Source organism: Gemmatimonadota bacterium (assembly GCA_009692115.1).
Taxonomy (GTDB): domain Bacteria; phylum Gemmatimonadota; class Gemmatimonadetes; order Gemmatimonadales; family GWC2-71-9; genus SHZU01.
The window spans coordinates 1-14909 of sequence record SHZU01000013.1; the positions used below are offsets into that span (position 1 = coordinate 1).

At 67.7% G+C, this 14909-nt stretch carries 18 protein-coding genes; 15 read left to right on the forward strand and 3 right to left on the reverse strand.

Annotated elements, in window-relative coordinates; genetic code table 11:
• The first annotated feature begins 302 nt into the window (after positions 1–302).
• The 6 genes from EXR94_13350 (at position 303) to EXR94_13375 (ending at position 6704) form a co-directional block, all read left to right on the forward strand.
• Entirely contained in the window at positions 303–764 is a 462-nt protein-coding gene (locus EXR94_13350; protein MSR03700.1) for a (2Fe-2S)-binding protein, read from the forward strand.
• Positions 765–778: 14 nt separating this feature from the next.
• On the forward strand, positions 779–3133 hold the full coding sequence (locus EXR94_13355) for a xanthine dehydrogenase family protein molybdopterin-binding subunit (GenBank protein MSR03701.1): 2355 nt from the start codon (positions 779–781) through the stop codon (positions 3131–3133).
• Complete coding sequence (locus tag EXR94_13360; protein MSR03702.1) at positions 3130–3981, forward strand: xanthine dehydrogenase family protein subunit M; 852 nt, start codon at positions 3130–3132, stop codon at positions 3979–3981. The genes EXR94_13355 and EXR94_13360 overlap by 4 nt, the downstream gene beginning before the upstream one ends.
• Positions 3982–4125: 144 nt before the next feature.
• The gene (locus tag EXR94_13365) at positions 4126–4701 is read left to right on the forward strand and encodes a Uma2 family endonuclease (GenBank protein MSR03703.1); all 576 of its coding nucleotides are present in this window, start codon (positions 4126–4128) and stop codon (positions 4699–4701) included.
• Positions 4702–4911: 210 nt separating this feature from the next.
• Positions 4912–6363, forward strand: coding sequence for a class A beta-lactamase-related serine hydrolase (locus EXR94_13370; protein ID MSR03704.1), 1452 nt, complete (start codon positions 4912–4914; stop codon positions 6361–6363).
• A 95-nt stretch (positions 6364–6458) separates the two neighbouring features.
• On the forward strand, positions 6459–6704 hold the full coding sequence (locus EXR94_13375) for a Uma2 family endonuclease (protein MSR03705.1): 246 nt from the start codon (positions 6459–6461) through the stop codon (positions 6702–6704).
• Here the strand turns inward: EXR94_13375 and EXR94_13380 are convergent.
• Positions 6701–6958: a DUF4976 domain-containing protein gene (locus EXR94_13380; protein ID MSR03706.1), complete on the reverse strand. Its 258-nt coding sequence runs from the start codon at positions 6956–6958 to the stop codon at positions 6701–6703. The genes EXR94_13375 and EXR94_13380 overlap by 4 nt on opposite strands.
• Positions 6959–7040: 82 nt before the next feature.
• The gene (locus EXR94_13385; protein MSR03707.1) at positions 7041–7514 is read right to left on the reverse strand and encodes a hypothetical protein; all 474 of its coding nucleotides are present in this window, start codon (positions 7512–7514) and stop codon (positions 7041–7043) included.
• 53 nt (positions 7515–7567) lie between these two features.
• Here EXR94_13385 and EXR94_13390 point away from each other — a divergent pair, with 53 nt between their 5' ends.
• The 9 genes from EXR94_13390 to EXR94_13430 all read left to right on the forward strand — a co-directional run bounded on the left by EXR94_13390 (position 7568) and on the right by EXR94_13430 (position 14212).
• Complete coding sequence (locus EXR94_13390) at positions 7568–8053, forward strand: hypothetical protein (GenBank protein MSR03708.1); 486 nt, start codon at positions 7568–7570, stop codon at positions 8051–8053.
• Complete coding sequence (locus EXR94_13395; GenBank protein ID MSR03709.1) at positions 8050–8664, forward strand: nucleotidyltransferase family protein; 615 nt, start codon at positions 8050–8052, stop codon at positions 8662–8664. Before EXR94_13390 ends, EXR94_13395 begins: the two co-directional genes overlap by 4 nt.
• The gene (locus tag EXR94_13400; protein ID MSR03710.1) at positions 8661–9119 is read left to right on the forward strand and encodes a hypothetical protein; all 459 of its coding nucleotides are present in this window, start codon (positions 8661–8663) and stop codon (positions 9117–9119) included. Before EXR94_13395 ends, EXR94_13400 begins: the two co-directional genes overlap by 4 nt.
• Positions 9116–10627, forward strand: a complete 1512-nt coding sequence (locus EXR94_13405; GenBank protein MSR03711.1) for a hypothetical protein — start codon at positions 9116–9118, stop codon at positions 10625–10627. The genes EXR94_13400 and EXR94_13405 overlap by 4 nt, the downstream gene beginning before the upstream one ends.
• Before the next feature lie 14 nt (positions 10628–10641).
• Entirely contained in the window at positions 10642–11403 is a 762-nt protein-coding gene (locus EXR94_13410) for a putative hydro-lyase (protein MSR03712.1), read from the forward strand.
• Positions 11400–12299 carry a MoxR family ATPase gene (locus tag EXR94_13415; GenBank protein MSR03713.1) on the forward strand — a complete coding sequence of 300 codons (900 nt, stop codon included), beginning with the start codon at positions 11400–11402 and terminating at the stop codon, positions 12297–12299. Before EXR94_13410 ends, EXR94_13415 begins: the two co-directional genes overlap by 4 nt.
• The gene (locus EXR94_13420; GenBank protein ID MSR03714.1) at positions 12296–13426 is read left to right on the forward strand and encodes a VWA domain-containing protein; all 1131 of its coding nucleotides are present in this window, start codon (positions 12296–12298) and stop codon (positions 13424–13426) included. The genes EXR94_13415 and EXR94_13420 overlap by 4 nt, the downstream gene beginning before the upstream one ends.
• A gap of 136 nt (positions 13427–13562) precedes the next feature.
• On the forward strand, positions 13563–13820 hold the full coding sequence (locus EXR94_13425) for a type II toxin-antitoxin system Phd/YefM family antitoxin (protein ID MSR03715.1): 258 nt from the start codon (positions 13563–13565) through the stop codon (positions 13818–13820).
• Positions 13799–14212 carry a type II toxin-antitoxin system VapC family toxin gene (locus tag EXR94_13430; GenBank protein MSR03716.1) on the forward strand — a complete coding sequence of 138 codons (414 nt, stop codon included), beginning with the start codon at positions 13799–13801 and terminating at the stop codon, positions 14210–14212. Before EXR94_13425 ends, EXR94_13430 begins: the two co-directional genes overlap by 22 nt.
• 226 nt (positions 14213–14438) lie before the next feature.
• Here the strand turns inward: EXR94_13430 and EXR94_13435 are convergent, their stop codons facing one another.
• Complete coding sequence (locus EXR94_13435; GenBank protein ID MSR03717.1) at positions 14439–14726, reverse strand: hypothetical protein; 288 nt, start codon at positions 14724–14726, stop codon at positions 14439–14441.
• Positions 14727–14909 lie beyond the last annotated feature (183 nt).

Genomic DNA, 14909 nt, shown 5'->3' on the forward strand with positions numbered 1-14909 from the left:
GGGAAACGGGTGGGGTCGCATCGGTACCAGGCCTGACGAGGCCAGAGCGGTGGTTTCAGACCGCCCGGTACGGCGTGAGTCTCGGCTTGCAACGATTTGGCGGCTTCCATCGTCGAATACTAATCATGGCGACCCCGCCGCTCCGCCGATCCTACCCCCCCCAAAACCACCCACCCACCCCCCGTCACCCAACCGTTGCACTCCAAGCCCCCCGCCACACCCAACTCGCTTGCTGACACCGCCTTCTAGACGTAGACTCATCCCTAATCCCACCCTCGGCACCAACCTCTCGGGGAGCAGCCATGAAGCATTCCATTACCCTCAAGGTCAACGGGACCGCCCACGCCGTCGACGTGGAACCCCGCGCCCTCCTGGTCCACGTCCTCCGCGATACCCTGAACCTGACCGGCACCCACGTCGGCTGCGACACCAGCCAATGCGGCGCCTGCACCGTCCACCTGAACGGCCGCGCCGCCAAGAGCTGTACCGTCCTGGCCGTCCAAGCCGACGGCGCCGAGATCACCACCATCGAGGGCATGAGCACCGCCGCCGGCCTCCACAAGCTCCAGGCCGCCTTCTGGGAAAAACACGGGCTCCAGTGCGGGTTCTGCACCCCCGGCATGATCATGACGGCCGCCGACCTCCTGGCGTCTAACCCGTCCCCCACCGAAGCCGAGATCCGCCACGCCCTCGAGGGCAACTACTGCCGCTGTACCGGCTACCAGAACATCGTCGAGGCGGTGAAAACCGCCGCGGCGAGCTGAGGGGGCATCCTTATATGGCTACGCTATTCGGTTCCGGCATCAAACGGCGCGAAGACCCCCGGTTCCTCGCCGGCACCGGCCTCTTCACCGACGACGTCAAACTCCCCGACCTGGCCTACGCGGCCGTGGTCCGAAGCCCCTACGCCCACGCCAAGATCACCCGGATCGACGTCGACGCCGCCCGGAAAGCGCCCGGCGTCATTGCCGTCATCACCGGCAAAGACCTCGTCGGCAAGGTCGGGACGGTGCCCTGCGCCTTCAACGTCCCCGGCTGCGGGCTGATCACCCCGCCCCACCACATGCTGGCCGTCGACAAGGTCCGCTACGTCGGCGACGGGGTGGCCCTGATCGTGGCCGAGTCGCGCGCGGCGGCCCGGGACGCGGTGGACTTGGTCGACGTGGACTACGAACCGCTCGGCGCCACCGTCGACCCCGAGAAGGCCACCCAGCCCGGAGCGCCGCAGCTCCACGCCGAGGTGCCGAACAACGTCGCGTTGACGTGGGTGGTGGCGGGCGGCGACGCCGAGGCGGCGTTTGCGAGTGCCCCGGTCAAGGTCAAGCTCCGGATCGTCCAGCAGCGGTTGCTGCCGACCGCCATGGAGCCCCGCGCCGCGGTGGCCACCTTCAACAAGGCCATGGGCCAGCTGACCCTCTGGACCACCAGCCAAAACCCCCACATCCACCGGTTCCTCTGCTCCCTGATGCTCGGCCTGCCCGAGCACAAGGTCCGGGTCGTTTCGCCCGACGTCGGCGGCGGGTTCGGCAGCAAGCTCGCGGTCTACGCCGATGAGGCCCTGGTGAGCTACGCGGCCATGACGCTCGGCCGCTCGGTCAAATGGACCGAAGACCGGTCCGAGAACTACACGGTGACGACCCACGGCCGCGATCACATCGAGTACGTCGAGATGTGCGGCACCAAAGACGGCACCATCACCGGGATCCGCACCAAGGTCTACGCCGGGCTCGGCGCCTACGCCTCGACCGCGGCGCCGGGCGTGCCCACGATCCTTCACGGGCTGATGTACTCGGGCGCCTACATGATCCCGAACATCCACGGCACCATCGTCGGCGTCTACACCTCAACCACCCCGGTCGACGCCTACCGCGGCGCCGGCCGCCCGGAAGCCACCTTCCTGATCGAACGGCTGGTCGACACCTATGCCCGGCAGTTGGGAATGGACCCGGTCGAGGTCCGCCGGAAGAACCTGATCCCGAAGGAGAAGATGCCGTACACGGTGGCCACCGGGATCACCTACGACTCCGGCGACTACCACACCGCCATGGACAAGGCGTTAGGCATCATCGACTACCAGGGCTTCCGGGCCGAGCAGGCCAAGGCCCGGAAGGCCGGCAAGTACTTAGGGATCGGCGTCTCCACCTACACCGAAATCTGCGGGTTGGGACCGAGCCAGGTGGCCGGCCAGATCGGCTTCGGCGGCGGGCTCTACGAGTCGGCCATCGTCCGGGTCTACCCCACCGGCATGGTCCGCGCCTACATCGGCACCCGGCCCCACGGCCAGGGTGAAGAAACCACCTTTGCCCAGATCGTGGCCGACGAGTTCGGGGTCCCGGTGGAATCGGTGGAAATCGTGGCGGGTGACACCGACAATACCGCCCAAGGCTGGGGCACCTACGGCAGCCGGACCACGGCGGTCGGCGGCGCCGCCCTCAAGAACGCGGCCGTCAAGGTCAAGGAAAAGGCCAAGAAACTGGCCGCCCACCTGCTCGAGGCCAACGAGAACGACCTCGAGTGGAACGAGGGCAAGTTCCAGGTCAAAGGCTCGCCCACTCAGTCGAAATCGTTCGGCGAGTTGGCCCTGATGGCCAACGTTGCCTGGAACATGCCCGCGGGCATGGAGCCGGGCCTCGAAGCCAACGCGTTCTTCGACCCGACCAACTTCGTGTTCCCCTACGGGACCCATGTCTCCACCGTGGAAGTGGACATCGAGACCGGCGACACCAAGATCTTGCGGTACGTCTGCGTCGACGACTGCGGGCCCCACATCAACCCGATGATCGTCGAGGGCCAGGTCCACGGCGGGGTGATCCAGGGCGTCGGCGAGGCCATGCAAGAGATCGCGATCTACACCGATGACGGCCAACTCGCGACCGGCACCATGATGGACTACGCGGTGCCGAAAGCGAGCCAGATGCCCCGGATCGAGTCGCACTACACCTACACCCCGACGACGGTGAACCCGTTAGGCGTCAAGGGCATCGGCGAGGCCGGCACGATCGCCTCGGTGCCCTGTATCGTCAATGCGGTCATCGACGCCTTGAGCCCGCTCGGCATCAACCATATCGACAAACCGCTGACCCCGGCCCGCGTCTGGGCCGCAATTCAGCAGGCGAAGGGAGGGGCCCAATGATTCCGGTCGGATTCGAGTACGCCCGCGCCAAGACGGTGCGTGAGGCTTTGAACATGTTGGCCGCCGGTGAGGCCAAGTTGCTGGCCGGGGGACACAGCCTGCTGCCGTTGATGAAGTTCCGGTTGGCCCAGCCGGCCAAACTGGTCGACATCGGCGGGATCGACGAGTTGAAGGGCATCGACGTCAAGGGCAAAGGCCTTCGGATCGGCGCCGCCACCACCTATCGCGACATCCTCGACTCGGGCGCCGTGAAGGAACGGGCCCCGCTCTTGGCCGAGGCCACCGAGACGATCGGGGACACCCAGGTGCGGAACCGGGGCACGGTCGGGGGCGGGTTGGCCCACGCCGATCCGGCCAGCGACATGCCGGCCGTGATGATGGCCTTGGACGCCACGTTCAATCTCCGGTCCAAGGCCGGGAAGCGCTCGGTCCCGGCCCGGGAGTTCTTCCAGGGCGCCTTTGCCACCGCTTTGAAGGACGACGAGATCTTCTACGAGATCATCGTCCCCGCGGCTCCTAAGAAGTCCGGCTCGGCGTACGTGAGCTTCGAGCAGAAGGCCTCGGGCTACGCGATCGCGGCGGCCGCGGCGGTGGTGACCAAGAGCCGGAAGACCATCACCGGCGTCACCCTGGCCATCACCGGTGTCGGGGACAAAGCCTTCCTGGCTGATGCCTCGGCGGCGGTCGGCACCCATGGTGAGGACGGGGAACTCGAGGCGGCCTTGGCCGGGATCCTGAACGGGATTTCGGTCAATGCGGACATTCACGCCTCGGCGGAGTACCGGTCGCACTTGGCGCGGGTGGCGGCGAAGCGGGCCATCCAGGCGGCGTTAGGCCGGGCCGGCTGAACCATCGGACGAGCGTTTGATGGGTCGAACGGGGTCCTTGCGTTTGAAGGGCCCCGTTTCGCATTAATAGGGTTAGCACCTTCCGGCGCTGCGTCACCAGCTTGGGCGGATGACTTGCCGAGCCATCGCCGAGGAGGATAGCATATGGGCATGCCCGACGTGGTGCGACACTGGACCCGCGAACAGGTGCTGGCGCTTCCGGACGACGGGAAGCGCTACGAACTCGTCGACGGCGAACTGCTCGTGAGCCCGTCGCCCCGGCCGATCCATCAGCTCGCCCTGACGGCGCTCTTTCGCCGACTCGATCACTACGTCACCCGCCATCGGCTCGGCACGACGTTGTTCGCTCCAGCTGACCTCGACTTCGGCCGGGAGTACGTCGTCCAGCCGGACCTCTTTGTCGTCTCTGAGGTCGATACCCGCAAGCTACGCGACTGGCCCGACTGCGGAGTTCCATCCTTCATCGCGGAGATCCTGTCGCCCTCAACCGGCCGGGGCGACCGGAAGGTGAAGCGGCCGGCGTATCAGCGGGCGGGCGTGGGCGAGTACTGGATCGTCGATCCGGACTCGCGGACCGTCGAACGCTGGCAGCCGGCCGACGCCCGCCCGGAGATCTGCCTCGTCAGGGCGGCGTGGCAACCGACGCCGGACCTCGAGCCGTTCGAACTCGACCTGGGTGAATATTTCGCCGAGGTGTGGGGCGAGGGGCCGCAGGCCTGAGGGGAGTGACGCCTACTACAACCTCGCCGGCGCCTGACCGGGTAGCCGCCGAGATCTCGCACTGTCCCCCTGGCCCGTCCGCCGCGGACGCGGTAGGTTCGGAACCTCGAAGCTAGTCCCTTCGGCGCGTTTGACGATCCTGCCACCAGAGGCACCATGCATCATCCCCTGCGAATCGTCCGTTGCTTCGCCGTCGTCGCCGGCTCGACGATGGCTCTCGTTTCGGCACCCCTCACCGGTGGCCCCTTGGCCGGCCGGCCGCTCGCCGCGCAGGCGCCGGCGGCCTCATCGGGCGTCGCTGCCGACCCCGACGTTCTGGGGGCCGAGCGGCTGTTTTCGGCGTGGTTGGAAGGGCAGATCGCCTATCGGGGATTGCCGGGGATCGCCGTCGGCGTGGTGAGCGATCAACAGCTCGTTTGGTCGAAGGGGTTCGGCCTCGCCGACCTGACGGCGAGGCGGCCGATGTCGCCGAGCACGCTCTTCCGGATGGCGTCGCACAGCAAGCTGTTCACGGCGACGGCGATCATGCAGCTCCGCGAGCAAGGGAAGCTCCGCCTCGACGAACCGGTCGCGAAGTACCTCCCGTGGTTCACCCTCCGGCCGGCGGGCAGCGACGACGGCGAGGTCACGATCGAGGAGCTGCTCACCCACGCCTCCGGGCTCCCCCGGGAAGCGGGGGATCACTGGTCGTCGAACCAGTTCCCCACCGGCGAGGAGATCAAGCGGCTGATGGCCGACCGGCAGGCCGCCCTGCCGCCGGCGACCCGTTGGAAGTACTCGAACCTGGCCTATACGATCGCCGGGATGGTGGTCGAGGCGGTGAGCGGCGAGCGGTGGAGCGACTACGTGCAACGCCACATCTTCGACCCGTTAGGCATGGCGGGGTCGAGCGTGGACCAGAACGTCCCCGGGCTGACGGTCGGCTACGGGCGCCGGATGCCCGACGGGACGCGGGCGGTCATTCCGTTCATCGATGCCCGCGGCATGGCCGCGGCGACCGGAGTCTCCTCGAACGTGGACGACATGGCAAAGTTCGTCTCGGCGCAGTTCCGCGCCGGCAAGACGGGAGGATCGCAGATCCTCAGCACCGCGTCGCTCCGGCTGATGCACCGGGTCCGCTCGGTCGAGGAGGACTGGACCTACGGAACGGGAGTCGGCTTCTGGATCAGCCGGATCAAGGACCGCACCTACGTCGGACACGGCGGCGGCTACCTCGGCAACACGACCCAAACCCTGATCCAGCTCGACGACAGGGTCGGGGTCATCGTCCTGACGAACACCAACGATTCGGATCCCAGCGCGATCGCCCGGCAGTTGATGGCCACGGTGGGAGCCGCGGTGGCGAAGGCGGCGGCCCCGAAGCCGGTGGTGGTGGCGTGGGACCCGGCGTGGACGCGATTTGCCGGGCTCTATCGCGGCGCCTGGGGCGACCAGCAGGTGGTCGTCACCAAGGAGAAGCTCGTGCTCATCGACCCGACCGAACCTAACGTCGACGACCAAGGCACACTCGAGCCGCTCGGCGGCGGGCGGTTCCGTTACCTGGCGAAGTCGGGCGGCGGAGAGGTGGGAGAGGTGGTGCGGTTTGCCGAGGAGAACGGGAAGGTGACGCGGCTGATCGTGGGGGACGGCTACTACGCGCGCGTCGAACCGCCGGCAAACTGAATCGCGCCGGCGTCCCGGGCCCCCGCAGGTAGACGACCACGAGTCGCACTTGGCGCGAGTGGCGGCCAAGCGAGCCATTCAGACCGCGTTGGGGGGTGCCCTCCTTCATCGCGGAGATCCTGTCGCCCTCCACGGGTCGGGGCGACAGGAAAGTGAAGCGGCCGGCGTACCAGCGGGCGGGCGTGGGCGAGTACTGGATCGTCGAACGCTGGCAGCCCGCCGACGCCCGCCCGGAGATCTGTCTCGTTCGAGCGGTGTGGCAGCCGAGGCCGGACCTCGAGCCGTTCGAACTCGACCTGGCTGAATACTTCGCCGAGATCTGGGGCGACGGGCCTAACTAGCGGGTCTTGAGCCCAAGGGCTTCCACCACCAATCGCGCCAGTTCCGCCCGCATCCGCGACCGCACCCCCGCCATCGCCGGGTCCGCCGCCACGTTCCGGCGCTCGAGCGAATCGCGCTTCAGGCCGTACAACTCATCCTGCTCCGGAAACTTGATCCAGTGGACGTATTTGTACCGGGCGGTCCGGACCGCCCGGTAGCCCAAGTCGAGGAGGTGCGGAAACGGCTGCTCGTTGGTGTAGAACTCGACCAGCACCGACTGCCGCCAGCTTCGGCCCGCCGGTGAAAGTCCGGTTCCCGTAGCCGGGGGCTACCGGAGATCGAGCGGGGCGGGCACCTTAGCGAATGGACCCGCTCCGCCAGCCGGCTAGATGGCCGGCCAGCACCGCCACCACAACGAGCGCCGTGACCACCGGACGGCGCCCCAACCACTGCCGGTTGACCGCCCAGAACGCCGTCAGCCACACCGCCACCGGCACCACTACGCCGAACCCGATCGCGACCTTCTGGGGTCCCCCGAGGTCGCGTTGAATCGCGGCGGCAATCCACTCGAATACCCGATAGGCCGCCACCCCGAGCGCGAGATGCAGGGCCAGCACCATCATCACCTGGGCCCGCCGCCCAACGCCGATCGCCAGCGCCACCGCCACGGCCAGCCACCGCATCGGCATCAGGATGATGATCGCACCGAAGCCGGCCATCCCGCTCTTGTCGCCATGGAGTGGGTAACTGCCGAGTTCACCCCACGCCACGGCCAGTTGGGCGCCGAGGAAGGCGGCAACCAGGAGCAGCAGATTGGCGACGAAGGTCATAGGGCAAAATACCGCCTCCTTGTCGACTGCGCGCCCGAGCCCGATAATTCAGGATGCCGGAATTCGTAAGGAAACACCCAGCGCTGTCGTTGTTCCTCGTGGCCGTGGCGTTCGGGCCGGCCCTGGTAGCCCCCGTGCTGGCCGGCTGGCTGTCACCCAAGTTCCTCCAGCTCGGCGCCCTGATCGCAACCCTGATCATCGGCGGGTTCCACGCCCTCTGGCACATCCCGCTCTTCCTGGTCAAAGGTGAGGCCTACAACACTCTGGCCGAGCAGATCGGCTTCCTGCCCGCGTTCCTGGGTTACGCCGGCTTGGTCGTGGCGCTGTCGTTCCAACTGACCTGGATCTTCACCAATACCGGCGGCAGCGTGCTGCTGGCCGCGGTGTACCACGGAGCCGGGAATGCCTGGGCCGGCTACCTCGCCATCGACCGGGGCGGATTGGCCGGCCCGGTCGCGCTCGTGGCGACCCATCTCGTGCTCTCCTTGCTCCTGGTGGTGTTCTTCGGGCCCCGAACGTTGTCGCGGGCCGAGTCATGACGGTTCACGCGATCGTCCTGGCCGCCGGCGCCGGCACCCGGTTCGGCGGCGACACGCCGAAGCTCTTAGCTCCCTGGAACGGGCGGCCGCTGATCGCATCGGTGCTCGCCACCTTGGTGTCGGCCCAAGCCGAAGGGTTGGTCTCGGAGGTGTTCGTGGTGTATCCGCCCGAGCATCCGGCCATCGGAACCCTGGCCCACGAGGCCGGATTCGATGCCGTCCTGGTAACCCGGTCGCGGCCGGCCATTGCCGAAACCATCAAGGCCGGCATGGTCACCATGACCGCGATGCACGACCTCCGGAGCGTGACCGGCGTGCTGCTGGTGTTAGGCGATCAGCCGAAACTCTCGGTCGACGCAATCCGGGCGGTAATCGGCCGGGCCGGCGGGTCGCCGGCGGCGTTGGTCCGGCCCCGGTACGCCGAGGCGCCGGAGGAGCCGGGTCACCCGGTGTTGGTGGGGCGGGTCCATTTCGGCTTGCTCGAAGCCACCGAGGGCGACCACGGCCTCGACGCGGTCATCAAGCAGCAAGGCCGCGAGTGGCGGTATGTTGACCTGCCCGGGACCAATCCCGATGTCGACACCCCGAAGGATCTCGAGAAGCTGACATGAGAATGAGTTTTGGCGGCGCCCCCGAAATCCGGGCTAGCCGCGCCCAAGTCTGGAAGGCGTTGCTCGACCCGACCTTCGTCGCGGCCTCGGCGCCGGCCATCGAGAAGGTCGACACCATCGACCCGACCCATTTCACGGTAACCGCGGGGCTCGGGATCGGCTCGCTCAAGCTCAAGTTCAAGTTGACGGCCGAGTTGTTCGACATCGTCGAGGGGCAAACCGCCAAGATGCGAGTCCGCGGGAAGGCGCCCGGCTCGACCCTCGACGCCACGACCTCGTTCCACTTGGAAGACGCGCCCGGCGGGATCAAACTCAACTGGACCGCCGACAGCGAAGTGGGTGGCACCATCGCGAGCATCGGCGCCCGGCTTCTCGAAGGAACCTCCCGGCGGCTGGCCGAGGAGTTTTGGCGAGATTTCGCCGCTGCGGTATCCAAGGCCTCGGAGCCCCGATGACTGAATCCACTGAATGGTCCCGCCGGGAGTTCGTGGCCGCCGCGGCCGCCGCCGGCGCCTTGGCCTGCCGGCCCGCGACCCCGCCGCCGCCAATCGCCTCGGCCGAATTGCTCGAGTTGAGCGCGGTAGATGCGGTGGCCGGGATGACCAAGGGCGATTTCACGGCCGAGCGGTACGCCGGGGCGCTGCTGGAACGGTGCGAAGCGCGGAAACGACTCAACGCCTTCATCACCCTCGACCCCCCGCGGGTCCTGGCCGCCGCCCGCGACGCGGACGGTCGCCGCAAAGCCGGCGCCACACTTGGTGCGCTTCACGGGCTCCCGATCCCGATCAAAGACAGCATCAACACCAAGGACCTCCCGACCACCGCGGGCACGCCCGCCCTCCGTAACTTCCGGCCGAAGGCCGACGCGCCGGTGGTCGCGGCCCTCATCGGGGCCGGCGCCATCGTCCTCGGCAAGACCAACCTCCATGAGCTCTCGCTCGGTTGGACCAGCGCCAATCAAGCCTTCGGCCCGGTGGGCAACCCGTACGACCCGACCCGAATCCCGGGCGGCAGCAGCGGGGGCACGGCCGCGGCCGTGGCGTCGCGGATGGCGCCGTTAGGCGTCGCCGAGGACACCGAGGGGTCGATCCGGGTCCCGGCGGCACTCTGCGGAGTCGCCGGATTCCGGCCCACCACGGGCCGCTACTCGACCGCCGGCGCGGTGCCGATCACCCCGCTGTTCGACCAAGTGGGGCCTCATGCCAGGTCGGTGGCCGATCTGGCTCTGTTCGATGCCGTCGTCTCCGGCACCACCGGGCCGATCGAACCGGTGCCGCTGGCCGGCGTTAGGCTCGGTGTCTCCCGCCGGTACTACTTCGAAGGGCTCGACCCCGAGGTCGAACGGATCACCAATGAAGCCCTCAAACGGCTGACCGACGCCGGCGCCATCCTGGTCGAGGCCGAGGTGCCCGATCTGGCCCGGCTGATCGGCCTGACGACCTTTCAGATTCAAGTCCACGACCTGGTCCCGAGCCTGATCAAGTTTCTGGCGGACTACGACACCGGGGTCACCTTCGAGCAAGTCCGGGCCCAGGCAAGCCCCGACATCAAGCAGGCCTTCGATCTCTTTGCTCCCGGCGCGAAGGGCGCCGTCTCGAAATCGGCCTACCTCGCGGCCCGGGACGTCCACCTTCCCCGGCTCAAGGCCGTCTTTCAGGCGTACTTTGCGGCCAACGGCGTCGCGGCGCTGGTGTTCCCGGCCACCCGGATGCCGGCCGTGCCGATCGGGACCGACACGGTGGAACTCGGAGGGAAGACGATCCCGTTCGACACGGCGATCGCCCGAAACATTGCCCCCGGCAGTACCACTGGTCTTCCGGGTCTGGTACTCCCGGCCGGCCTCACCTCGGGCGGCCTGCCGGTGAGTTTGGAGTTTGACGGGCCGAGTGGGAGCGATCGGGGCCTGCTTGGGCTCGGACGATCGCTCGAACGGGCCCTCGGCAGCCTGCCCGCGCCCACCTGACGGTGATCGGTTAGATGGACGCCCGGCAGATCCGCGCCGAGATCCGCGCCGGCCGGATCACTGGTGTCACCAGCGGGCTGGCGCCCGGCTATGCCCAGGCCAATCTCGCGGTGCTCCCAGCCGGCTTGGCCGCCGATTTCCGGCGGTTCTGTGAATTGAATCCGAAGCCCTGCCCCCTGCTCGACGTCACCGAGCCCGGTGAGTTCGAACCGGCCCGGGTCGCGCCGGGCGCCGATCTCCGAACCGACCTGCCCCGGTACCGGGTCTATCGCGACGGGAACCTGGTGGCCGAGGTGACCGATGCCACCGAATGGTGGCGCGACGACTTGGTAGCCTTTCTGCTCGGCTGCTCCTTCACGTTCGAATCGGCGCTCGTCGCCGCCGGCGTTCCGGTGCGCCATCAAGCCCGGGGACGGAATGTCCCGATGTATCGGACCTCGATCGCCTGCCAACCGGCTGGACCATTCCGCGGTCCGATGGTGGTGTCGATGCGGCCGATCCCCGAGCACCTCGTGGATTTGGCGGTGACCACGAGCGGCCGGTTTCCCGACGCCCATGGCGAGCCGATCCATATCGGGAACCCGGGGGCCATTGGGATCACCGATCTCACCCGGCCCGACTGGGGCGATCCGCCTGAAGCCCTTCCCGGCGACGTCCCGGTGTTCTGGGCCTGCGGGGTCACGCCCCAGGCCGTCGCGTTGGCGTCGCGGCCGAGTTTCCTGATCACCCACGCGCCTGGTCACATGTTCCTGACCGATCTTATCTTCCCGCCATGACCAGCCCTTTCAGCACCGTTGCCGATCTCGAAACCGGATTTGCCGCCGAGGGATACCTGGCGGATGTCGACGTGGCCACGGCGTTGTTCCTGGCCCTGAAACTCGGCCGGCCATTGTTCCTGGAGGGCGAAGCGGGGGTCGGCAAGACCGAATTGGCCCGGACCCTGGCCACCGTCACCGGCGGCGAGTTGATCCGGCTCCAGTGCTACGAAGGCATCGACGCCGCCACCGCGCTCTACGAGTGGGATTACCCCCGCCAGATGCTCGAGATCCGCTTGCTCGAAGCCCGGGGCGAGGCCGGAAGCGCCCAGACCAAGAACATCTTCGGACCGGAGTTTCTGGTCCGCCGGCCGCTGCTCCGCGCCATCGAATCGGTGAGCGCGGCGCCGCCGGTGTTGCTGATCGACGAAATCGACCGGGCCGACGAGGAGTTCGAAGCCTTCCTGCTCGAACTGCTGGCCGATTTCGCGATCACCATCCCCGAACTCGGCACCATCAAGGCCAAGATCAAGCCCTACGTGATCTTGACCAGCAACCGGACCCGGGAAGTGCACGACGCCCTGAAACGGCGCTGCTTCTATCACTGGATCGACTATCCCTCCGCCACGCGGGAACTCGCGATCTTGAAGGCCCGGCTGCCCCAGCTGCCCGACCGGCTGGCCGCCGAGGTGGTGGCGTTCGTCCAGCGGCTCCGGACCTCCGACCTGTCGAAGCTTCCTGGAGTAGCCGAAACCATCGACTGGGCCGCCGCGCTCGATTCGTTAGGCGCCCGCCAGCTCGGCCCCGAGGATATCGACCGGAGTCTCGGCGTGTTGCTCAAGTATCAAGAAGACGTGTCCCGGATCCGGGGCGACGCGGCCCGGACTCTTTTGGCGGAGATCCAGGCGGGCCGGTGATCACGGCGAACTTGGTCACCTTCGGGCGACTGCTTCGCCGCGCGGGATTGTCCGTCACGCCAGACTCGACCCGGCTGTTCGGCCAAGCGATCGACACCGTGGGGTGGGACCGGAAAGCGGCGGTCCGCGCGGCGGGCCGGTCGATCTTCGTCCGCCGCCGGGAAGACCGGGAGCTCTACGACCAGGCGTTCGGCCTGTTCTGGCGCCGCTACGCCCCGTTAGGCGACGACGCCCCGGTGCTCCCCCGGATGAACCAGGACCCAGCCAAGGCTCCGACCTTTCCCGCCGCCGCCCCTCCAGCTGAACTCACCTTGGATGACGTCCCCGCGATCACCGAGCCGACGCTGGCCGGCCACGCCGAACGACTCAAGCACGCGGACTTCGCATCGCTCACGCCCGCCGAAGCCCGCGACGCCCTGGCCATGCTGGCGGCGCTCCGTCCCTCCTTGCCTCGGCGGCCGTCGCGGCGGTGGATCGGGTCGCGGCACCGGGGCCAGCGTCCCGCCCGGGCCCGGATGCTCCGGGCCGCCCTCCGGACCTTCGGCGAACCGATCCGGTGGGATTGGGTCCACCACCCCAAACGCCCCCGGCCGATCGTGGTGATTTGTGATATCAGCGGCTCGATGGAACGGTACAGCCGGCTGATGCTCCGGTTTGCCCACGCGATGAGTCAATCGGGCGCCCCGGTCGAAGTCTTCGTCTTCGGGACTCGGCTCACCCGGATCACCCGCGAACTCAGGGTCCGCGACCCCGACACGGCCCTGGCCCGGGTCGGCCTCACGGTCGTGGATTGGAACGGCGGGACCCGGATCGGCGAGAGCCTCCGGGAACTCAACCGCCGCTGGGTCCGGCGAACGATCCGGAGCGGATCGGTGGTGTTGCTGGTATCGGACGGCTGGGAACGCGGCGATGCCACCGTGCTCGGCGCCGAGATGGCCAAGCTCCGGCGGTCGTGCCACCGGCTCTATTGGCTCGATCCGTTAGCCAGCCAGACTGGGTTCAAACCGGAGGTCGAGGGGCTTCGGGTGGCGTTGCCGTTCGTGGATGGGCTGTTGCCCTGCGCGTCGGTTGCGTCGCTCGAGGATCTGGCCCGGCGGCTGGCGGTGGCAACGGCCCGAACCCGCTGAAAACCCCTGAAAATGGGTACAATCCTGCGAAATTTGGTCCTTCGGACGGGATTTCGACCGTTACCATAGGTGGCGACGATGGTCAGAAACCGAGTGACATATTTGACCATAGTCATTGACTATAGTACGTTTATTCATGACCAAGAAGCCGTCAGAGACCATGCCGATTTCCGAGTTCAAAGCCACCTGTCTCGCGGTTCTGGACCGGGTCCACCGGACCGGGACGCCGATCATCGTCACTCGCCGGGGCCAGCCGATCGCCGAGGTGGTTCCGCCGTCGATGGCCAGCACAGCCAATGGGTGGCTGGGAGCCATGCGGGGCTCCGCCGTCATTGTCGGTGATCTCGTCGCCCCCGCGGGCGCTCCTACCGACTGGGAGGTCTTGGGCTCGTGAAGCTGCTGCTCGACACCCACATCTGGCTCTGGGCCCTCCTGGAGCCGGAGCGGCTCACGCCCGCGGTTCGGACCGCGCTCGAGTCGGCTGACAATGAACTCTGGCTCTCACCGATCAGCGTCTGGGAGGCGTTGGTGCTGGCGGAACGGGGCCGGCTCGCGCCGAGCCTGCCGGCGGCGGAGTGGATCCAGCAAATGGTCCGGGCCATTCCGCGCCGGGAGGCTCCGCTCACCCACGACATTGCGGTGGCCAGCCGGCAGCTGACCCTGTCTCATCAGGACCCGGCCGATCGGTTCCTGGCCGCCACCGCCAAGGTCCTCGGCCTGACGCTGGTCACCTCCGACGATCGATTGCTCAAGTCGGAAGAATTCGCGGTTTTGGCCAACCGGTAGCCCGGCAAGATTTTTTTAACTTGTTGCGGTCTGGTTCCCACGGAATATTGGCGGCATCTCGTGACGCGGGAGCGCCCCCCATGGAATGGCTCGAACGAGGGTTTCGGATCGTGTTCGTGGTGCTGTTTGGCATCTTGTTGAGCGGCGTGTTCGCCATGCTGGCGCTCAAAACCGTGGTTCGACGGCGGCGCGACCACCACCGTCGAGGACGGTCATTGGTGGCCGGTCACGATGCCGGGATGCGCTCGATCGGGATCTCAGCCTGGGAGCCCTTGGTCTGGGTGGTCGACACGGGAGCCGGCGCGAGGGTCACGAGGGTCAGCCGGAGGCCGAGGGCACCGCCCGCATGGGGTTCGAGTCCGGTGTTGAGCGGCACGAGGTGGTCGGGACCATCGCCCGCGGCCGGGCCCACCCGGAGCATCAGCTCCGCGTTGCCCTGCCAGACACACGCCACATCGATCGGGCAGCGGGAATCGCCTTTGACCTCGGCACACCGGATCAGCGCGCCGCTCACGGTGCGGCTCTCACCCACTTTGAGCGTCAAGATTGCCGGGAGGGTGTTGATGACGGGGCTCGGTTCGGGCGGGGTAATCCCGCCGCAGGCGGCGAGTACCGCTCACCAACCAATGGTTTTGCCGGTCGACATGAATGGGACCTCGTTTCGTGGGGCAACAACTCACCACGGATACCCCCGGAC